At 18.6% G+C, this 16802-nt stretch carries 14 protein-coding genes, 2 tRNA genes and 1 pseudogene; 13 read left to right on the top strand and 4 right to left on the bottom strand.

What is annotated here, in order from left to right:
* Positions 1-9: 9 nt before the first annotated feature.
* Both ygfZ and GJU05_RS00895 read left to right on the top strand, forming a co-directional pair.
* Positions 10-1011, top strand: coding sequence for a CAF17-like 4Fe-4S cluster assembly/insertion protein YgfZ (gene ygfZ / locus GJU05_RS00900; protein ID WP_208753675.1), 1002 nt, complete (start codon positions 10-12; stop codon positions 1009-1011).
* Between the two features lie 69 nt (positions 1012-1080).
* Entirely contained in the window at positions 1081-2388 is a 1308-nt protein-coding gene (locus GJU05_RS00895) for an OmpA family protein (RefSeq protein ID WP_208753674.1), read from the top strand.
* Positions 2389-2474: 86 nt separating this feature from the next.
* On the opposite strand, the gene GJU05_RS00890 is transcribed toward GJU05_RS00895, so the two are convergent.
* Positions 2475-2547, bottom strand: a tRNA-Phe gene (locus GJU05_RS00890).
* Positions 2548-2822: 275 nt separating this feature from the next.
* Between GJU05_RS00890 and GJU05_RS00885 the strand changes: the two genes are divergently transcribed.
* Together GJU05_RS00885 and groL are read left to right on the top strand one after the other, a co-directional pair.
* Positions 2823-3113: a co-chaperone GroES gene (locus GJU05_RS00885; RefSeq protein ID WP_168893030.1), complete on the top strand. Its 291-nt coding sequence runs from the start codon at positions 2823-2825 to the stop codon at positions 3111-3113.
* 77 nt (positions 3114-3190) lie between these two features.
* The gene (gene groL, locus GJU05_RS00880) at positions 3191-4837 is read left to right on the top strand and encodes a chaperonin GroEL (RefSeq protein ID WP_208753673.1); all 1647 of its coding nucleotides are present in this window, start codon (positions 3191-3193) and stop codon (positions 4835-4837) included.
* A gap of 130 nt (positions 4838-4967) precedes the next feature.
* On the opposite strand, the gene GJU05_RS00875 is transcribed toward groL, so the two are convergent.
* Entirely contained in the window at positions 4968-5945 is a 978-nt protein-coding gene (locus GJU05_RS00875; RefSeq protein ID WP_208753672.1) for a KamA family radical SAM protein, read from the bottom strand.
* Positions 5946-6011: 66 nt separating this feature from the next.
* On the opposite strand from GJU05_RS00875, the gene efp reads away from it, so the two are divergent.
* Both efp and epmA read left to right on the top strand, forming a co-directional pair.
* A complete protein-coding gene (efp, locus tag GJU05_RS00870) occupies positions 6012-6578 on the top strand; it encodes an elongation factor P (protein ID WP_208753671.1) in 567 nt (188 codons plus the stop codon).
* Between the two features lie 25 nt (positions 6579-6603).
* Positions 6604-7572, top strand: a complete 969-nt coding sequence (gene epmA / locus GJU05_RS00865) for an elongation factor P--(R)-beta-lysine ligase (RefSeq protein ID WP_208753670.1) — start codon at positions 6604-6606, stop codon at positions 7570-7572.
* Between the two features lie 73 nt (positions 7573-7645).
* Here epmA and GJU05_RS02305 read toward each other — a convergent pair.
* Both GJU05_RS02305 and asd read right to left on the bottom strand, forming a co-directional pair.
* Positions 7646-7729, bottom strand: a pseudogene (locus GJU05_RS02305) (phosphatidylserine decarboxylase); the annotation flags it as partial.
* Between the two features lie 127 nt (positions 7730-7856).
* Complete coding sequence (gene asd / locus GJU05_RS00855) at positions 7857-8324, bottom strand: archaetidylserine decarboxylase (RefSeq protein WP_208753669.1); 468 nt, start codon at positions 8322-8324, stop codon at positions 7857-7859.
* 240 nt (positions 8325-8564) lie between these two features.
* Between asd and orn the strand changes: the two genes are divergently transcribed.
* The 7 genes from orn (at position 8565) to lepA (ending at position 16790) form a co-directional block, all read left to right on the top strand.
* Positions 8565-9134, top strand: coding sequence for an oligoribonuclease (orn, locus tag GJU05_RS00850; RefSeq protein WP_208753668.1), 570 nt, complete (start codon positions 8565-8567; stop codon positions 9132-9134).
* A gap of 53 nt (positions 9135-9187) precedes the next feature.
* Positions 9188-9261: transfer RNA gene (locus GJU05_RS00845), tRNA-Gly, on the top strand.
* Between the two features lie 60 nt (positions 9262-9321).
* Entirely contained in the window at positions 9322-11025 is a 1704-nt protein-coding gene (gene mutL / locus GJU05_RS00840) for a DNA mismatch repair endonuclease MutL (RefSeq protein ID WP_208753667.1), read from the top strand.
* An 8-nt stretch (positions 11026-11033) separates the two neighbouring features.
* A complete protein-coding gene (miaA, locus tag GJU05_RS00835; protein ID WP_208753666.1) occupies positions 11034-11987 on the top strand; it encodes a tRNA (adenosine(37)-N6)-dimethylallyltransferase MiaA in 954 nt (317 codons plus the stop codon).
* 86 nt (positions 11988-12073) lie between these two features.
* A complete protein-coding gene (gene rlmB / locus GJU05_RS00830; protein ID WP_208753665.1) occupies positions 12074-12829 on the top strand; it encodes a 23S rRNA (guanosine(2251)-2'-O)-methyltransferase RlmB in 756 nt (251 codons plus the stop codon).
* Positions 12830-12897: 68 nt separating this feature from the next.
* Positions 12898-14943 (top strand): M3 family metallopeptidase, encoded by a 2046-nt coding sequence (locus tag GJU05_RS00825; RefSeq protein ID WP_208753664.1) that lies wholly within the window; start codon positions 12898-12900, stop codon positions 14941-14943.
* Between the two features lie 56 nt (positions 14944-14999).
* On the top strand, positions 15000-16790 hold the full coding sequence (gene lepA, locus GJU05_RS00820) for a translation elongation factor 4 (protein WP_208753663.1): 1791 nt from the start codon (positions 15000-15002) through the stop codon (positions 16788-16790).
* Positions 16791-16802: the final 12 nt, after the last annotated feature.

Genomic DNA, 16802 nt, shown 5'->3' with positions numbered 1-16802 from the left:
TATAAAAAAATGTCTAATTATATAGAAAAAATGAATGTAGAAGAAAAAAAATATAGTTTATTAAAAATTTTTTATTTGAATAATTTACAAATTATAAATATAAAAGGTGTTGATAGTAAAATTTTTTTACAAAATCAGCTAACAATTGATATTAATAGATTAGATAATAATAAAAATTTTTTAAATGCTATTCATTGTAATTCTCAGGGTAAAATATTAACAAATATGCATATATTAAAAAATGATAATAATCATTATAAATATATTATTCAAAAAAATATAGTAAAAAAATATTTAGAAGATATTAAAAAATATACTTTAATTTATGACATAGAAATTTATTTAGATCCACAAGAAAAAATTTTTTTATTATCTGATATAGAATTAAAAAAAAAAATTTTTAAAATTTTTAAAAAAAATAATGTTTTTTATCAACAAAAAACATTATTTTTTTTTAAAAAAAATATTTTTTTAAAATTTTGTTATTCTAATAATTATTATTTTTTAATTTTATCAAAAAAAAATAATAAATTATTAATGAAAGATTTTTCTATAAAAAAAATAATTTTTGTTAAAAACAATAATTTTTGGAATAAATTTTATATGAAAATAGGTTATCCTATTATTGATAATAATAAAAATTGTAATTTATTTTTCCCACAACAAAGTAATATGGAAAAATTTAATTCAATTGATTTTAATAAAGGTTGTTATTTAGGGCAAGAAATAATTAGTAGTTTAAAATTTAAAAATAAGAAAAATAAACAATTATTTTTATTAGAAGGTAAAACAAAATTTTGCCCATTATTTGATGATTTATTAGAAATTAAAGAAAATAAAACTCAAAAATGGCAAATAATAAGAGGTAGTATTATTTTAAAATCATTAATGATTAAATCCAATTTAATTTGGATACAAGTTATATTGCAAAATAATATTTTTAAAAATTCTTTAATTAGATTAAAGAAAGATAAAAAAAGTATTTTTTCTATTATTAAGATTTTTAAATAATTAAAAAATATTTTTTTAAAAATATAAATTTAAATATTATTCTTTTAATAATAAAGGGTTTATATCAAAATGAAAAAGATGACTATTATTTTTATAATGATTATAATGAATATGTATAATATTGCTAATGCTGAATCTAATTTTAAAGATTATTGGTATTTCGGTTCTAAATTTGGATTATCACAATATGATAATATTAAATTATTAGGAAAAGATATTGATGATAAAGAATATACTGTATTTAATAAAATAGGAAATGGATTATTTTTTGGTTATCAATCAAATAATTTTTTAGGTTTTGAAATGGGTTTTGATTGGTTAGGAGCTATTAAAAAAAATATAGAAGATAAGAATACTACAAATTTTTTTGAATCTAAAGGTATTCAATTAACATCTAATATTAGATATCCTATATTTAAAAATATATATTTATATAGTCGTTTAGGTGGTTTATTTACTCAATCAATTAATCAACAATATGATAAAAATAATTATAATAAAAATATAAATAATAAATATTATAATATATCTCCATTAATGGTTTTAGGAGGAGAATATATTATAAATAATAATTTTTCATCTAGAGTAGAATATCAATTTGCAGGTAATATAGGAAATAAAGATAATGATAATTTAGGTCAAGAAACTAATAATTCTATGTTTACTCTTAGTTTAATATATAAATTTACTGATAAATATCATGTACCATCAATAAGATCTTTAATTAAAAAAGCAAAAAATAATTATTATAATAATTATGGTAATAGTGATATTTTATCTAAAACAAAAGTTTATTTTGATTCTAATGAAATTATTTTAGGAACACAAAATAAAAAAAAATTAAGTAAAATATTAGATATTAATATTAAAAATAAAAACTTATCTAAAGATAATGATAATAAAATTGTAATTTTAGGTCATTCTGACTATTTAGAAAAAGATAATGATAATATATTATCTCAAAAAAGAGCTCAACAAGTTGTCGAATATTTAAAATCTAAAGATAAAAATTTATTGAAAAAAATAATTTTTATAAAAGGATTAGGAAGTAATTTATTAATTAATAAAACTTGTCAAAAAATAAAAAATTATGAATTTTTAAAAAAATGTTTAGTAAGAGATCGTTATGTAGAAATAAAAATTTTAAAAGTTTTAAAAAAAAATATAAAAAAACATAATTTTTATAAAAATCATTTTTTAATGGATCATAATAATTATGATAATGATAATTATTTTAATCATGGATTACATAATTATAAAAATAAGTTTTTTATATATAAAAAATATAATTTATTTTTAGAAAATAAATTAGTTAAAATATATCGATTACAAAAAAATTTATATTTAATAAATATTTTTTTATTTAAATTATTTTAAATAAAAAATGCAGAAAATATTTTATTTTCTGCATTTTTTATTTATGAAAGGAGAATATAAAGATATTTTAGATAATAAAATAAAAATGCCCGAAGGCGGAATTGAACCACCGACACGGGGATTTTCAGTCCACTGCTCTACCGACTGAGCTATTCGGGCATAAATCAAAATATATTTACATTATGACAATATTTATTAGTAAACGTCAATATTTTTTATTAAAAAATAAATAAAATTTCAATATAAATTAAAATTTATTATTATTAATAATAAATTAAATATAAATTAAATTTTAAAATATAGTTTTATTAAAATAATTTTTTTTAGATAAGACTTGAAACAGAGACTATATGTCCTTATCTTTCAGTGCACATTATTCAAAATAAATTAATATTAATTAACAATAGTTAAACTTCTTAAAAGGAGAATTATTAATGAATATTCGCCCATTACATGATCGTGTTATTGTAAAAAGAAAAGAAGTTGAATCTAAATCTTCAGGTGGAATAGTTTTAACAGGTTCTGCTGCAGGAAAATCTACAAGAGGAGAAGTATTAGCAGTTGGTAAAGGACGTATATTAGATAATGGAACAGTAAAACCATTAGATGTAAAAAAAGGTGATACAATTATATTTAATGATGGTTATAGTGTAAAAACAGAAAAAATTGATGATGAAGAAGTTCTTATAATGTCTGAAAGTGATATTTTGGCTATTATTAAATAATAAAATTTGTCATTAGATAAATAAAATTATAGAAAATTTAATTATTTTAATATAAATAAATTTAAGGAATATTTAAAATGGCAGCTAAAGACGTAAAATTTGGTAATGATGCTCGTGTAAAAATGTTACGAGGTGTAAACGTACTTGCAGATGCAGTCAAAATTACTCTTGGACCAAAAGGTAGAAATGTAGTACTAGATAAATCATTTGGTGCTCCAGCTATAACTAAAGATGGGGTAACAGTAGCTAGAGAGATAGAATTAGAAGATAAATTTGAAAATATGGGAGCACAAATGGTAAAAGAAGTTGCTTCCAAAGCTAATGATGTGGCAGGTGATGGTACAACTACAGCTAGTGTATTAGCTCAATCTATTGTTAGTGAAGGTTTAAAAGCAGTTGCTGCTGGTATGAATCCTATGGATTTAAAAAGAGGAATAGATAAAGCTGTTATTGCAGCTGTAGAAGAATTAAAAGTTATTTCTGTTCCATGTTCTGATTCAAAATCTATAGCTCAAGTAGGAACTATTTCTGCAAATGCAGATGAAACTGTAGGTAATTTAATAGCGCAAGCTATGGAAAGAGTAGGAAAAGAAGGAGTTATTACAGTTGAAGAAGGTACTGGATTACAAGATGAATTAGATGTTGTTGAAGGAATGCAATTTGATAGAGGATATTTATCACCATATTTTATAAACAAATCAGAATCTGGTACTGTAGAACTTGATAATCCATATATTCTATTAGTAGATAAAAAACTTTCAAATATTAGAGAAATTTTACCTATTTTAGAAATGGTTGCTAAATCAAGTAAATCATTATTAATTATAGCTGAAGATGTTGATGGAGAAGCTTTAGCTACATTAGTAGTTAATACTATGCGCGGAGTAGTAAAAGTTGCCGCAGTTAAAGCTCCTGGTTTTGGAGATCGTCGTAAAGCTATGTTACAAGATATTGCTATCCTTACAGGTGGTAATGTTATTTCAGAAGAAATAGGTTTAGAATTAGAAAAAGCTACATTAGAAGATTTAGGTCAAGCAAAAAGAATAGTTATAAATAAAGACACAACAACCATAATAGATGGTGTTGGTAAACAAAAAGATATTTCAGGTCGTGTTAATCAAATCAGACAACAAATAGATGAAGCAACTTCTGATTATGATCGTGAAAAACTTCAAGAAAGAGTAGCAAAATTAGCAGGTGGAGTAGCTGTATTAAAAGTTGGGGCTGCAACTGAAGTAGAAATGAAAGAAAAAAAAGCTAGAGTAGAAGATGCTTTACATGCTACTAGAGCTGCAGTAGAAGAAGGTGTTGTGGCAGGAGGTGGAGTTGCATTAGTACGTGTAGCTGCTAAATTAATGAATTTAACTGGTCAAAATGAAGATCAGAATATGGGTATAAAAGTAGCTTTAAGAGCAATGGAAGCTCCTTTACGTCAGATAGTTTCTAATGCTGGAGAAGAACCATCAGTAATTGCAAATAATGTTAAAGATGGACATGGTAATTATGGATATAATGCTGCAAACGAAGAATATGGAGATATGATTAAATTTGGTATTTTAGATCCAACTAAAGTAACAAGATCAGCATTACAATATTCTGCTTCTGTAGCAGGTCTTATGATTACAACAGAATGTATGGTTACAGATTTACCAAAAGATGAAAAATCAGAAATATCTAATACCCCACCAGGTGGTATGGGTGGAGGTATGGGTGGTATGATGTAATTTTTATTACAAACTTTAAATTTATTTAAATAAATTTAAAATATAATTTTTTACTATTTTATTAATATATTAATATAAGCTGTGCATTTATTTTAAGCACAGCTTTTTATTTTTTAAATTTTATATTTTATTAAAAAATAAATTTTTTATTTTTACCTCCATAAATATCTTTAGTTAGTTTAGGTACTAAAAATCCTGATAAAGATAATAATATTTTTTTCATAATTATTTTAGCTTTATTTTCAGATACATAAAAATGTTTGCTTCCTTCTATTTTATCTAAAAGATGTAAATAATAAGGTATTATTCCAATATCAAATAAATTATTACTTAGTTTAATTAAAATTTTATGATTATCATTTATATTTTTTAATAAAACACTTTGATTTAAAACAGTTATCCCCATTGTTTTTAGAAAATGAATTTTTTCAGATAACTCATCACTAATTTCATTAGGATGATTAATATGTGTCACTATTACAATATGAAATTTACATTTACTAAATATTTTTAATAAATTTTTAGAAATTCTTTGAGGAAGAATACATACTATTCTAGTATGTATTCTTAATATTTTAATATGAGATATTTTATTAATATCATTAATAAAAAAATTTATTTTATTATCATTTAAAACTAAAGGATCTCCTCCAGAAAAAATGATTTCATTAATTTCAAAATTTTTTTTTATATAATTAATTATTTTATTCCAATTACATATTGTGATTGAATTTACTTGTTTAGTATTTTTTCGGAAACAATATCTACAATGTACTGCACATATTCCTGTTAATAATATTAATATTCTATTTTTATATTTATGAATCATACCAGGAATAATAAATTTTTCATTTAATGGATTTTTATTATATTTTTTATATTGAATTAATTCTTTTCTATTAAAAATAAACTGTAGTAAAATAGGATCTTTAGAATTTTTTTTTTCTATCTTTTTTATAAAAATTACAGGTATTTTTACCTTAAAAAATATATTTTTTTTTTTATATAAAAATTGATGATGATCTTTTTTTTTTATTTCTGTAATCTTAATAAGATCAATATTATTATTGATATTATTTGATAATTGTTTTAACCATAATTCTTTCATAAAATAATTTTATTTTTATAAATATGTATTATTATAAATTAATATTTTTTTTTAAAAAAGATTAAAATGATTAACTATTATAGTAATAATTTTAAAATTGGAATGAAATTTATTTTTTTAAACCAACCATATATTATAGAATCTAGTGAATTTGTTAAACCTGGAAAAGGACAAGCATTTGTTAGAATAAAAATGAGAAATTTAATCACGGAAAAATTAATTGATAAAACATTTAAATCTACTGATAATCTAAATACAGCAGATATTTTTGAAAAAAAATTAAAATATTTATACAATGAAAAAAATTATTTTTATTATTTTATGGATAAAAATAATTTTGAACAAATTATAATTCATAGTAAAATTATAAAAAATAAAAAAAAATGGTTAATTTCTCAATATGATTATATTATAACATTTTGGAATAAATCACCAATATTTTTAATATTACCTAATTTTTTAAATTTAAAAGTAATAAGTACAAATATGATTTTAAAAGGAGATACAGTAAATAATAATAAACAAGCTATAATTAGTAACGGAGAAATAATAAAAGTTCCATCTTTTATTAAAATTGGAGATATAATTAAAATTGATACAAGAAAAAAAAAATATATTTCTCGTTTTAAATAATCAAATATACAATTTAAAAATTAATATGAAAAATTTAAATTACTTAACTAGTGCAAAAATAAATGATTTAATTAAACGTACTATTATAATAAAAAAAATAAGAAAATTTTTTGATAATAAAAATTTTATTGAAGTAGAAACTCCAATATTAACTCAATTTGAAAATACAAATATTTATTTACAACAATTTAATACAAATTTTATTAATAATAAAAATAAAAAAAAATTATTTTTAATTACTAGTCCTGAATTTCATATGAAAAGGATACTTGCATCTAAAATAAATTCTTCAATTTATCAAATATGTCATAGTTTTCGTAATGGTGAATTAGGTCAATATCATAATCCTGAATTTACTATGCTAGAATGGTATCATAAAAATTATCATTTAAAACAATTAATGGCAGAAATAGATAATTTTTTTGTAAAATTTGGATTTAAGAAACTTAAAAGATATTCATATAAAAAAATTTTTTTAAAATATTTTAAAATAAATCCTTTTCATATAAGTAAAAAAAAACTTTTATTTTTAATAGAAAAAATAGGTTTTGTAAAAAATAAAAATAATACTTTAATTACAGATAATTACTTACAAATATTATTTGATTTATATATTGTACCTAAATTAGGATTAAAATCTCCTGTATTAATATATAATTTTCCTGCCTCTCAAAAAACTACAGAAACTATAAATATAAAAAATAAAAATATAGCAAATAGATTTGAAATATTTTTTAAAGGTGTTGAATTAGGCAATGGATTTCATGAATTAACAAATTATAAAGAACAAAAAAAAAGATTTAATGAAGATAATAATAAACGTAAATTAATAGGGTTACCAATTAAAAAAGTTGATATTTATTTCTTAAAAGCAATAAAATATGGTATTTCAAATTATTCAGGTATGGCAATAGGTTTAGATAGATTTATTATGTTTTTACTAAAAAAAAAATCTATTCATAAATCTATTAGTTTTTCTATAAAAAATGCTTAATATTTTTTTTAAAATATTTTATGTTAAATAACATAAGCTAATAATTCTCCAATTTTAATATTTAATCCTTTTTTTAAATAGGATTAAATTTAATTGTTTTAGGAGGAAATAAAGTAATAACAGTTGAACCTAAATTAAAATAACCCCTTTCTTCTCCTTTTTTTTAAAAAAATAGAATCTTTTTTATAAAGATTTTTAATATATGGCCAATTCCAAGTTTTAATATTATTTTTTTTAGAAGAAATAACTAAACCATACCAAGAATTATAAATACTACCTACTATTTAAGTACCAATTAAAATTTTAATCATAAAACCAAAAGATATTTTAAATAAAAAAATTACTCTTTCATTTAAAATAAATAAATTACGTAAATTTTCAGAAAATATATTATTAACTGGAAATGACTTTCCAGGTATATATATCATTTTTAATAAAAAACCATTATAAGATATATGTATTCTATGATAATTTCTAGGTGATAAATATATATTAATAAAATATCCATTAGTGAAAATTTTATATATATTTTTATTTTGGCCTAAAAGATCATATAATAAATATTTACAACCTTTAAATTGCAAAAGTTTATTTTTTTTTATAATACCTAATTCATTAATAATACCATCTGTATTTTGAATTATGTGATTTATATTATTATCAATTGGTCTATTATTCATATTTAATTTTCTTATAAAAAATTTATTAAAAGTTTTATAATAAAAAATATTAGGATATTGTGTTTCTTTCATATTTATTTTATATGTTTTAATATATAGAAATATAAAAAAATTAGTTATTAAACTAAGTTTTTTTTTTGAAAAATAACTAAAAAATTTTGTAATTAATAATTTTGGTAATAAATTTTATATATATATATATTTTTTCTTCATTTTATAATTAATTATTTTATGAAATATTTTAATATAATATAAAAAAACAATATATAATAATATTTAAAAACTTAAATTATAAATAAAATAAGGATATTTGTGCAAATTAATAATAATTTATTAATATGGTTAGATTTAGAAATGACAGGACTTAATCCTAATAAAGATCATATAATTGAAATTGCTATAGTTATTACTAATATTAATTTAGATATTATAAATAAAGGTATAGTTATCCCAATATATCAATCAAATAATATTTTAAATTATATGAATTCATGGTGTAAAAATATACATAAAAAAACTGGTTTAATTAAAAGAATTAAAAATAGTAAATTTAATGAAAAAAAAGCAGAAATATATATTTTAGATTTCTTAAAATATTATATTAAACCTAATACCACACCTTTATGTGGTAATAGTATTTATAAAGATCGTATATTTTTATATAATTATATGCCTAAATTAGAAAAATATTTTCATTATCGAAATATTGATATTAGTTCAATAAAAGAACTTGTTAAAAGATGGAAACCTAAAATTTATTCTAAATTAGAAGAAAAAAAACATCAACATAATGCATATAATGATATATATGAATCTATAAATGAATTAAAATTTTATAAAAATTTTGTTTTTAATAATAAATTATTATCTAAAATAGATTGACAAATAAAAGTTAAATTTAATATGATTAAATTATTATTTATAATTATATATTAGCGGGAATAGCTCAGTATGGTAGAGCACAACCTTGCCATGGTTGGGGTCGCGAGTTCGAATCTCGTTTCCCGCTTTATATATTAATAAATAGTAATAATATATATTACAAATTTTTTTATTAATATAATATTTAATGTCTATTAAAATTTTACCTAAAGATGTTATAAAAAAGATAGCTGCAGGGGAAGTAATAGATAGACCTGCTACTGTTATTAAAGAATTAATTGAAAATAGTATTGATGCAAAAGCATCACAAATAAATTTATGTATAAAAAAAGGAGGTATAAAATACATTTATATAAATGATAATGGGATAGGGATGAATAAAAAAAATTTAATTTTGTGTATTAAAAGATATGCTACAAGTAAGATAAATAATCTAGATGATCTAGATTCTTTTGAAAGTTTTGGTTTTAGAGGAGAAGCTTTAACTAGTATAAAAACTATATCTAGAATGACTATTACATCTAAAACATTAAGACAAAAAATTGCTTGGCAATTATATACAGAAGGGTTTAATGAAAAAATTATTTATTTAAAACCAATTTCACATCCTATAGGAACTACTATTATTTTGTCTGATCTTTTTTATAATTTTCCTGCGAGAAGATCATATCTTTCTAGTGAAAAAATAGAGTTTATTTATATTAAAAATATTATTAAAAAAATTATTTTAATGAAATTTGGTATAGGAATACAATTTAAATATAATAATAAAATTATTTATAATTTTAAACAAGTAACTGATAATGTTTCTTATTCAAATAGAATAAAAATTATTTGTGGTAATTATTTTTTAAAAAATGCATTAAAAATAGATTATATATATAAAAAATTAGAATTATATGGATGGATAGTTTTTTTTAAAAAAGAAAATTCAACAAACACCTTATTTAAATATCTTTATGTTAATAATCGTATAGTATCTACTAATTTTATTTATCGTATTATTAAAGAAATAATATATAGTTATTTAAATAATGATTATAGTTTTTCTTTTATATTTTTTTTAAAAATAGAACCTAATCAAATTGATATAAATATACATCCTCAAAAAAATGATATATGTTTTTATAACATAAAATTAATATATAATTTTATATTTAAAAATATTAAAAAATTATTATTTAATAATAATTTTTTAAAAAATACAAAAAATATTAGTTTATTAAAAAATAATAAAGAAAATGAACAAAATTTAGAATATTTTTTGACCAAAAATAAGTTATTAATTACAAATAAATCATTATTTAATGATATTAAAAAAAAAAAGATAATCTATTTAGATAATTTACCAAATTTTTATTTTAAAAATTTTGGTAAATTTTTAACAATTTTAAAAAATACTTATATTATTATAGAAAAAGAAAATTTTTTATACTCTATTTTAATAAAAAAAATAATTTTTTTATTATTACAAATAAAATTTAAATTACATTTAGAAAAAAAAAATATTATAAGTAAAATAAAAACAAATATTAAAATAAAAATAAAAGAAAAAGAATATTTTATTTTATATAAAATAAAACTTTTTTTAATAAAACTAGGTTTTAATTTAAAATTAAATAATAAAAAGAATATTTACATATTATGTGTCCCTATATTTATATCATTTTATAATATAAAAGATTTTTTTTTAAATTTATTAAAATATTTTATAAATATAAAAAAAATTTCTTTAATTAAAATTAAAAAATGGATAATTAATTATATAATTAATATATATACATTATGGGATTATTCTAAAATTATAAATTTATTAATGGAATTAGAATTATTAAAATTAGAAGAAAATAATTTTTCTATAAAAAAATTATTTTGTTTAATAAACATATAATTGATAATATGAATAAAAAAAATAAAAAATTACCAATAGTTATTTTTTTAATGGGAACTACAGCATCTAAAAAAACTTATTTAGCTACTAGATTAGCAAAAATTTTACCTATTGAATTAATTAGTGTAGATTCATCTTTAATTTATAAAAAATTAGATATAGGAACTGATAAACCAAAAAAAAATGATTTTTTTTATGAAAAACATTGGTTAATTGATATTAAAGAACCTTATCAATTATATTCTGTTATGGAATTTTATCATGATGTTTTAAAAATCATAGATGAAATTATTAAAAGAGGAAAAATCCCATTTTTAGTTGGAGGAAATATGTTTTATTATAATAAATTAATTAATACTATTTCTCCTTTATTACCTAAATCTAATCTTAAAATACGTAAAATAATTACTAATAAAATAAAAGATAAATTATATAAATCATATCATCATATGTTAAAAACAGTTGATATTATATCTGCAAATAAGATTCATCGTAATGATATACAAAGAAATTTAAGAGCTTTAGAAATATTTTTTTTAACTGGTAAACCATTAAGTGAATTACAAAAAAATATAGGTACTAAAATTCCTTATAAAATATATCAATTTGGATTAACTTATTATAATAGACAAATTTTATATAAAAATATAGAAAAGAGAATTTTTAAAATGTTAGAATTAGGTTTTGAAAAAGAAGTAAGAGATCTTATTAAAAATGAATATTTAAAAATTGATTTTCCTGCAATACGTTGCATTGGATATAAACAAATGTTTTTATATATTTTAAATAAAATTTCTTATAAAGAAATGATTGAACAAACTACTATTAATACACGTCATTTAGCAAAAAAACAACTAACTTGGTTACGTTATTGGAAAAATATATATTGGTTTGATAGCAACTCTATTTATAAAGCTTATGATTTTATCATTAAATTTATAAAAGAAAAATTAAATCAATAAATTTTACATAATTTTAAAAAAAAGTTAAAATTTATATTTTTATTTTACAATATATTTAATTTATTAAAAATAATTATTAAATAATTATGAAAGATATTATTTTTGGAATACATTCTGTTATTAATATTTTAAAAAAAAATCCTCTTTCTTTAAAAGAGATATTTATTTTAAATAGTAAAAAAAAATCTAATAAAATTAAAGAATTATTTTATTATATTAATAAATATAACATAAATATACATAGAGTAAATAAAAAATGGCTTAATAAAAAAACTAATAATAGTATTCACCAAGGAATTATGGCAATAATAAATATATCAAAATCTTTCACTGAAAAAGATATTTTAAAAATTATTAATATTTCAAAAAAAATATTTATTCTTATTTTAGATAGAATTACAGATACTCATAATTTAGGAGCATGCATAAGAAGTGCTGTTGCATTTAATGTTAATATGATTATTTTACCTAAGAAGAATTCTGTTAAAATAAATGCTATGGTAAAAAAAATATCTTGTGGAACATCAGAATATATACCTATAATTTTTGTAAAAAATTTAAAAAATACTATTGATCTTCTAAAGTCTTATAAAATTAAAATAATGGGAGCTGATAATAATAAAAAAAATAGTATTATTTATTATAATAAATTAATATATCCTATATGTTTAATCATGGGATCTGAAGATAAAGGTATTAAAAATACTATTAAAAAAAAATGTGATTTATTAATTTCTATACCTATGTTTAATAATTTAAATTCTTTAAATGTTTCTGTAGCAACAGGAATTTGTCTATTTGAAATAATGAGACAAAATTTTATTTTTAATCCTAAAAATTAATTTTATAAAATACATTTATTTTATGAATATTTTTTAATCATATTTTATATATAAACTGGAATTTTACTATGTGTAATCCTTTATTATCTGATTTCCTATTACCACCTTTTGATAAAATAACTAATGATTGTATGATTTCTGCAATAGAAATTACAATTAAAAATTCTAAAAAAAAAATTAATAAAATTTTAAATAAATATAAACATAATTATAACTGGGAAAATTTTTGTCAAAAAATATTAGAATTAGATGAAAATTTATATCGTATTTTTTCTCCCATAAGTCATTTATATTATGTTTGTAACAATAATCAAATTAGAAAAAATTATGAAACTATTATTAAAATGATAACTAATTATTATATATGGATTAAACAAAATATATATTTATATAATGCTTATATAGAATTAAAAAATAATCAAAAAAATTTAAATTTTGATAAATTAAAAATTACATCTCTTAATAATATAATACGTGATTTTAAATTTTCAGGAATTTTATTATCTCAAGAAAAAAAAAAAATATATATAAAATATGTAACACATTTATTAAAATTACAAAATATTTTTAATAATAATGTTTTTGATAGTACTCAAAAGTTAGAAAAAAATATTTTAGATAAAAAAGAATTAAATGGAATCCCTAATCATATAATAGATATTTTATATCAAAATGCTATTTTAAAAAATAAAAAAGGATATTTAATTACTTTTGATTTTCCTATTTATTCTTCTATAATAACATTTTGTAAAAATAATGTATTAAGAAAAAAAATATATTATATGTATAATACAAGAGCATCTTCTTTAGACCAAAATAAATCTAAATTTAATAACGAATCTATCATAATAAAAGAATTATCGTTACGTCTAAAATTATCTAAATTATTAGGATATAATTCTTATTCTGAACAATCTTTAGTAGTTAAATCTGCTAAAAAAGTTGATAAAGTTTTATCTTTTTTATATAAATTAATAAAACTATCTAAAAAACAAGCAGAAAAAGAAGTTTTTGATTTAAAAAATTTTATTAAAAAAAAATATAATTTAGTTAAAATAAATCCATGGGATATAGCATTTTTTTCAGAAAAATATAAATTTTATTTATATGGAATTGATGATAATATTATTCGTGATTATTTTCCAATTAATATTGTAATGAAAGGTATGTTTAATATTATTAATAAAATATATGGTTTAATTTTTAAACAAAGAAAAGTATCCGTTTGGCATAAAAGTGTTATGTTTTTTGATGTTTTTAATTCAAAATATCAATTATATGGAAGTATTTATTTTGATTTATATATTCGTACAGAAAAACGTAGTGGTGCTTGGATGGATATATGTCAAACAAGAATGTTAAAAGAAAATGGAATAATTCAATATCCAATTGCTTATGTTAATTGTAATTTTACCCCATCTTCTAATAAAACTTTTTTACTCAATCATAATGAAGTTTTAACTTTATTCCATGAATTTGGACATGCTTTACATCATATTACTTCTAAAATAAATATATCTAATATTTCAGGAATTAATGGAATACCTTTAGATATTGTAGAATTTCCAAGTCAATTTATGGAATATTGGTGTTGGGAGATTAAATCTTTACAACTTATTTCTCAGCATTATAAAAAAAAAAATAATATTCCAGAAAATATAATTGATAAATTAATTAAATCTAAAAAATATAATTCTGCTTTATTACTTATGCGTCAAATAGAATTAAGTTTATTTGATATTAGAATACATAACGAATTTAATTTAAATAAAAAAAATCAGATATCAGATTTAATTACAGAAATAAGAAAAAATTTAATAACTATTTCTCCTATGCCTATTTGGTATAAATATACCAATGTATTTAATCATGTATTTGGTGGAGAATATGCTGCTGGATATTATAGTTATTTATGGGCAGAACAATTAGCTGCAGATTCTTTTTTATATTTTAAAAAAAATGGACTATTTAATCAAAAAATTGGAAAAAAATTTTTAAATAATCTTTTATCTTTAGGTAGTTCTCAAGATCCTCTTATCTTATTTAAAAAATTTAGAGGTAAAGAATTAAATAGTAATTCTATACTTATACAAAGAGGTATTAATTATAATTAATAATATATTTTATTAAAAAATTTTCTTTTATATTATAGGTTTTAAAATATTATTTTATGAAAAATATAAGAAATTTTTCAATTATTGCTCATATTGATCATGGAAAATCAACATTTGCAGATAGATTAATTGAAATTTGTGGTGGATTATCTAATAGAGAAATGACATCACAAGTATTAGATACTATGGATTTAGAAAGAGAAAGAGGAATTACAATAAAAGCACAAAGTGTTTCTTTAAATTATAAAGCAAAAAATAATAATTTTTATAAATTAAATTTTATTGATACTCCAGGTCATGTAGATTTTTCTTATGAAGTTTCTAGATCTTTATCTGCATGTGAAGGAGCATTATTATTAATAGATGCTTCACAGGGGATTGAAGCTCAAACTTTGTCTAATTGTGATACTGCTCTAAAAATGGGATTGAAAGTATTACCAGTTATTAATAAAATTGATTTATTAACTGTTAATATTAAAAAAATTCAAGAAGATATTCAAGAAATAATAGGTATTAAATCTAAAGAAATTCTTAAATGTTCAGCTAAAACTGGACTAGGAATTAAAGAAATAATAGAAAATTTAGTTAAAAATATCCCCCCTCCAAAAGGAAATATTAATACCTCTTTACAAGCTCTTATTATAGATTCATGGTTTGATAATTATCTCGGAGTTATAGTTTTAATTTGTATTAAAAATGGTCAAATTTTTAAAGGAATGAAAATAATTATTTTAAATACAAAAAAAAAATATGTTGTTGAAAAAATAGGAATTTTTACTCCTAAAAAAATAAATTTAAATGTATTAAAATGTGGTGATGTTGGTTGGATAGTTTTAGGTATAAAAAATATAAATGAAGTTCCAGTAGGAGCTACTATAACATCATATATAAAACCATCTAATATAATGTTATCTGGATTTAAAAAAAGTGTTCCTAAAGTTTTTGCTGGTTTATTTCCAATAATATCAGACGAATATAAAATTTTTAGTAATGCATTAAAAAAATTAAGTTTAAATGATTCTGCTTTATTTTTTGAACCAGAAAATTCAGAAATATTAGGTTATGGATATAGATGTGGTTTTTTAGGTTTATTACATATGGAAATTATACAACAACGTTTATTAAAAGAATATAATATAAATATTATTACTACTGCACCTTCTGTAAAATATGAGATAGAAACAATTAATAAAGATATTTTATATATAGATAATCCATCTAAATTTCCATCATCTTTCTTAATAAAAGAAATAAGAGAACCTATTTTAAAATGTAAAATTATTTCCCCTATTAAATATATAGGAAAAATTATTCAATTATGTATAACAAAAAATGGGATACAAAAAGATATAATATATCATGGTAATCAAGTAATATTAATTTATGAAATACCTATGATTGAAGTAATTATAAATTTTTTTGATAAATTAAAATCTATTACAAAAGGATATGGATCTTTAGATTATAATTTTATAAATTTTAAAAAATCTGATTTAATTTGTATTAATATTCTTATTAATAAAAAAAATGTTGATGCATTAACAACAATTACTTATAAAAAAAAAATTTATTCTTATAGTCGTATTTTAATAGAAAAAATTAAAAAATTAATTCCAAGACAACAATTTGATATTACAATTCAAGCTACAATAGGAAAAAAAATTATTTCTAGTACAAATATTAAACAATTAAGAAAAAATGTTATTGCAAAATGTTATGGAGGAGATATTAGTAGAAAAAAAAAATTAATTCAAAAACAAAAAGAAGGAAAAAAAAGAATGAAAAATATTGGTAATATAAAATTACCAACTTCAGTTTTTTTAGCTATGTTAAAGATAAATAAATAATTTATTTATAAA

It is taken from the genome of Enterobacteriaceae endosymbiont of Donacia fulgens, from assembly GCF_012567545.1.
Classification (GTDB): Bacteria; Pseudomonadota; Gammaproteobacteria; order Enterobacterales; family Enterobacteriaceae.
This window is presented reverse-complemented; position numbering and strand designations above follow the sequence as displayed.